The sequence below is a fragment of the Pseudorhodobacter sp. genome (assembly GCF_030452865.1).
Classification (GTDB): domain Bacteria; phylum Pseudomonadota; class Alphaproteobacteria; order Rhodobacterales; family Rhodobacteraceae; genus Pseudorhodobacter.
In genome coordinates, this window is record NZ_JAKDLJ010000304.1 from 1 (window position 1) to 4,563 (window position 4,563).

The 4,563-nt window shown below is 62.5% G+C and carries 4 protein-coding genes; all 4 read left to right on the forward strand.

The features are described 5' to 3' along the window. Positions 1–1,095: MFS transporter (locus L0H65_RS15070; RefSeq protein WP_301459864.1), on the forward strand; the 1,095-nt coding region annotated here is incomplete at its 5' end. 25 nt (positions 1,096–1,120) lie between these two features. Continuing rightward, positions 1,121–2,404: an MFS transporter gene (locus tag L0H65_RS15075; RefSeq protein WP_301459865.1), complete on the forward strand. Its 1,284-nt coding sequence runs from the start codon at positions 1,121–1,123 to the stop codon at positions 2,402–2,404. A gap of 165 nt (positions 2,405–2,569) precedes the next feature. After that, positions 2,570–3,280: a gluconate 2-dehydrogenase subunit 3 family protein gene (locus L0H65_RS15080; RefSeq protein WP_301459866.1), complete on the forward strand. Its 711-nt coding sequence runs from the start codon at positions 2,570–2,572 to the stop codon at positions 3,278–3,280. Positions 3,281–3,283: 3 nt separating this feature from the next. Further along, positions 3,284–4,563, forward strand: a 1,280-nt coding sequence (locus tag L0H65_RS15085; protein WP_301459867.1) for a GMC family oxidoreductase, incomplete at its 3' end; no start/stop codon positions are given.

Consider the following 4,563-nt stretch of genomic DNA (forward strand, 5'->3'; position numbering starts at 1 on the left):
GGTTCGGGCCTCCTGAACCCGCAGGGGCTGGGGATGATCCAGCACTATTTCCGTGGCGATGCGCGCGGGCGGGCCTTCGGCTATTTCGGCACGACGGTCGGTTTTTCGGTCGCCATCGGCCCGGTTCTGGGCGGCCTTCTGATCCAGTTGGGCGGGACGGACATCGGCTGGCGCTTGACGTTTCTGGTCAACATTCCGATCGGCGTGCTGGCGATCGTCCTCGGACTCTTGTGGTTCCCGCGCCCCTTGATCGTGCGATTGCCCCGGACAGGCAGCGGATTGCGCTCGCTTGATCCGGTGGGCGCGATTTTATTGGGTCTGGCGGTTCTAGCCGTCCTCTTTCCGTTCATGGAAGGGAGAGGCGGCGCGGCGATCTGGCTTCTGCTGCCGGCCGGGCTGCTGCTGGTCTGGCTATGGGTGCTATGGGAGAGGCGTTATGTCAGACTGGGGCTCAGCCCGATGGTCGATCTCAAGATATTCTCGACCCGCAGCTATACCAACGGCATCAGCATCATGGCGCTGTATTTTATGGGGATCACAAGCGTCTGGGTTCTGGTCGCACTTTATGTTCAGGAAGGCGACGGAAAAACGGCGCTGCAATCTGCGACCTTCGGAATTCCCGCCGCTCTGCTGTCGGCCTATGCCGCCCATTGGGCCGGGCGCCGGGTCGCCGATCTTGGCCGCAAGCTGGTGGTTGGTGGTTTGCTGATCGCCCTGCTCGGCCTCGCACTCAGCATCCTCGTCGTCATCCTGTTCGAGGCTGGCCATCTGAGCATCTGGTGGTTGATGGCATCGCTGTCATTCGTCGGCGTGGCGCAAGGCACGGTCATCAGCCCGAACCAGACGCTGACGTTGGCCGATGTGCCACTAGATTACGCGGGGAGCTCGGGGGCGATCATGCAAACCGGACAAAGGATCGGCACAGCCGTCGGAATTGCGATGATCACGGCGGCGGTGTTTGCCACGCTGGCGGTCTCGTCCTGGGGGACAGCGATGATTGTGGGATTGGGCCTGATTGCCTTTGTGGTCATATTGGCGCTGCTTGTCGCGCTAAAGGATCTGCGGGACCGAAAGGGAACGGCCCGCACCGGATGACGGCAAATCTTGATTGGACAGTTTGATGACCACACCGGATTTTGAGGAGACACTGTTCGAGGCTTTGGTGGACAGCACTGAAGGCGCGGGTGGCCTGTCAGACGCACAGGCGAAACGTGAGCCCGGCAATTTTCTGCGCCATGCCGGATCGCTGTCGATGAGCAAGATCGCGGACGGGTTGATTGACCCGAAACTGGTGCTGTCTTGGCTGCTGGACCATTTGGGGGCGTCGGCTTTTTTCGTCGGCCTGCTGGTGCCGATCCGCGAGGCGGGGGCGCTGCTGCCGCAACTGTTCACCGCGCCGCATGTGCAGGCGATGGACCGGCGCAAATGGGCCTGGGCCGCAGGCAGCATCGGACAGGGCGTTGCCGCAGCGGGGATCGTGCTGGCCGCGCTGACGTTGAGAGGTGCCGCCGCGGGTGCCACGATCTGCGCGTTGCTGGCGGTGCTGGCCGTGTCGCGCTCCATCTGTTCGGTCAGCTATACCGACGTGCTGGGCAAGACGGTGGGCCAGTCACGGCGCGGTGCGGCGACCGGCACCGCCACATCGCTGGGCGCGGGGGCGGTCGTGATTTTCGCCCTGGTTCTGATGTCGGGACTGGTGGACCGGGCGACGCTGGTTCTCGTGGCGATCGCGCTTGCGGCCCTGCTGTGGCTGGGCGCTGGCCTGCTGTTTTCCACGCTTTGGGAAGAGCCGGCACCGGGGACGAGAGGAACGCCCACCTTCGGCCAACTGAGCATCCTGCGCCGCGATCCCCAGTTGCGCCGGTTCATCTATGCGCGGGGGCTATTGACCTCAACGGCCCTTGCGCCGCCCTATATCGTGCTTCTGGGCGCGCAGGCGGGCCAGGGCAGTTTTGACCGCTTGGGTGCGCTGGTTCTGGCATCCTCCATTGCCTCGCTGCTGAGTTCGTGGATCTGGGGGCGGATGGCGGACAGGTCCAGCCGGCGGGTGTTGATCGTATCGGCTCTGGCGGGGGCGCTGGCGCTGGTATCGGCGGTGGCGCTGGATCTGGTCGGCTTATCGGGCGCGATCTGGGCGTTGCCGCTGGTTCTGTTCGTGCTGATGATCGCCTATCACGGGGTACGGCAGGGGCGGGTGATCTATCTGGTGGATATGGCCCCCAAAGACAGCCGCGCCGCCTATACTGCGGTGTCGAACACGGTGATCGGACTGCTTCTGCTGGGATCGGGGCTGTTCGGTGCGCTGGCCTCATTGGCGGGTCCGCAGGTGACGCTGTTGATCTTTGCCGCGATGGCCCTTGCGTCGATCCTGGTCACCCGCGGCCTTGACGAGATCGCGCAGTGATCGCACACCAATCTGCTCGGCACTGACGCAGAGCGTTCGGCACCCTCACGCGCATCCGCTCCCCCATTCCACACGTTGAAGTTGCTTTCCTTCGGAAGATGCCGCAGGCTGGTAGGGAACAGCCTGTCACCGTCCTCTCTGCTCAGCTGAAAAGGAGAGCCTTTCATGGCACCTCGCTCCACCCGCGATTTCCGAGCAACCCGGCGCCGGTTCCTTCAGGGAAGTGTTGCCGGCGCTGCTTTGTCCACCGTCGCGCGGCCCCTTGCCGCGCAGCAGCCCCCGGTCCCGCTGGAGGAGTATCAGGCCGAATATTTCGATGCGGCGGAATGGGCGTTCGTGATGGCGGCAACCGCGCGGCTGATCCCGTCCGATGGCGACGGCCCCGGCGCGCTGGAAACCCGCGTGCCGGTGTTCATCGACCGCGAGATGGCGGGCGAGTTTGGCCAGGCGGCGACGTGGTATATGGAAGGCCCGCATCAGCCGGATGCCGCGCCGCTGTTCGGCTACCAGTCGCCGCTGACCCCGGCCGAGGTCTATCGCGGCGGCATCGCTGGCTTCAATGATTGGTGCAGTTCCAAGCATGGCGCTGCGTTTGCCGATCTCGATGCAGACACGCAGGACGCTGCACTAACCGCGCTGGAGGCGGGCGACGTGCCGCTTGGCCCCGAGTTGCGGGATTTCTTCAGCCTGCTGCTTCAGAACACCAAGGAAGGCTATTTCGCCGACCCCCTTTATGGCGGCAATCATGGCATGGCGGCGTGGGTCTATATCGGCTTTCCCGGCGCGCGGGCCAGCTTTCTGGAATGGACGGACCCGTCAAAAGACAACGTGCCCTATCCGCTGGGGCCGGTTTCCATTGCGGGTGAGAGGGCATAAATCATGGCACGAGAGGAAAAACGCAAAGATGTGGTGATTGTCGGGCTGGGCTGGACGGGTGCCATGCTGGCCATCGAGCTGGCAGATGAAGGGCTTGAGGTGTTGGCGCTGGAACGCGGCGCTGACCGCGATACGGTTCCCGATTTCCAGTATCCTGATGTCGCGGATGAATTGCGCTTTGGCATCCGCTACGGCTTTATGCAAAAGCCGAAGAATTCCACCGTCACGGTGCGGCACAAGACCGGCGACACCGCCCTGCCCTACCGCCAGCTCGGTTCGTTCCTGCCCGGAGACGGCGTCGGCGGTGCGGGGATTCACTGGAATGGCCACAACTGGCGCCCCATGGCAGAAGAACTTCGCCTGCGCTCTTATGTCGAGGAGGAGTTCGGCGCGGCGATCATCCCCGAAGATATGACGATTCAGGATTGGGGCGTCACCTACGAAGAGTTGGAGCCGCATTTCGACCGGTTCGAATATATGGCCGGAATCGCGGGTCAGGCAGGCAATATCAACGGCAAGATCATCCCCGGCGGCAACCCGTTTGAGGCACCGCGCGCGCGCGACTTTCCAATGCCGCCTTTACCGCAAACCCTGAACGGGCGGCTGTTCAAGGCGGCTGCCGAAAAGATGGGTCTGCACCCGTTTCCGCGCCCTGCGGCCAACGCCTCCGAAGCCTATGTCAACGAATATGGTATGCAGCTTGGCCCGTGCAACTATTGCGGTTTTTGTGAGCGGTATGGCTGTCTGAACTATTCGAAGGGCTCGCCCCAGACCTGTATTCTGGACGCTTTGAAACGGCGGCCCAATTTCAGCTATCGCACCCATTGCGAGGTATTGCGGGTGGAAAAAGCCGCTGACGGCAAGACCGCGACCGGCGTTACCTATTGGGACGAAAAAGCCGGTGAAGAGGTGTTTCAGCCCGCCGATCTGGTAATCCTTGCGGCCTATCAGTTGCACAATACCCACCTGATGCTGCTTTCGGGAATTGGAGAGCCGTACAACCCGCAGACCGGCGAAGGCGTGACGGGCAAGAACTATGCCTATCAGATGAACGGTGGCACCTCGATGTTCTTTGAGGATATTGATTTCAACCCCTTTGTCGGGGCCGGATCGAACGGCTATTGCATTGACGATTATGCGATAAACCAGATCGATTTTGCCGCCGAGGGGTTCATCGGGGGCAGTTACATCAGCACGAGCCAGACCAACGGCCAGCCCATCCGGTCGATGAGCATGCCCAGGGATGTGCCCAAATGGGGGGCGGGTTGGAAGGCAGGTATCAA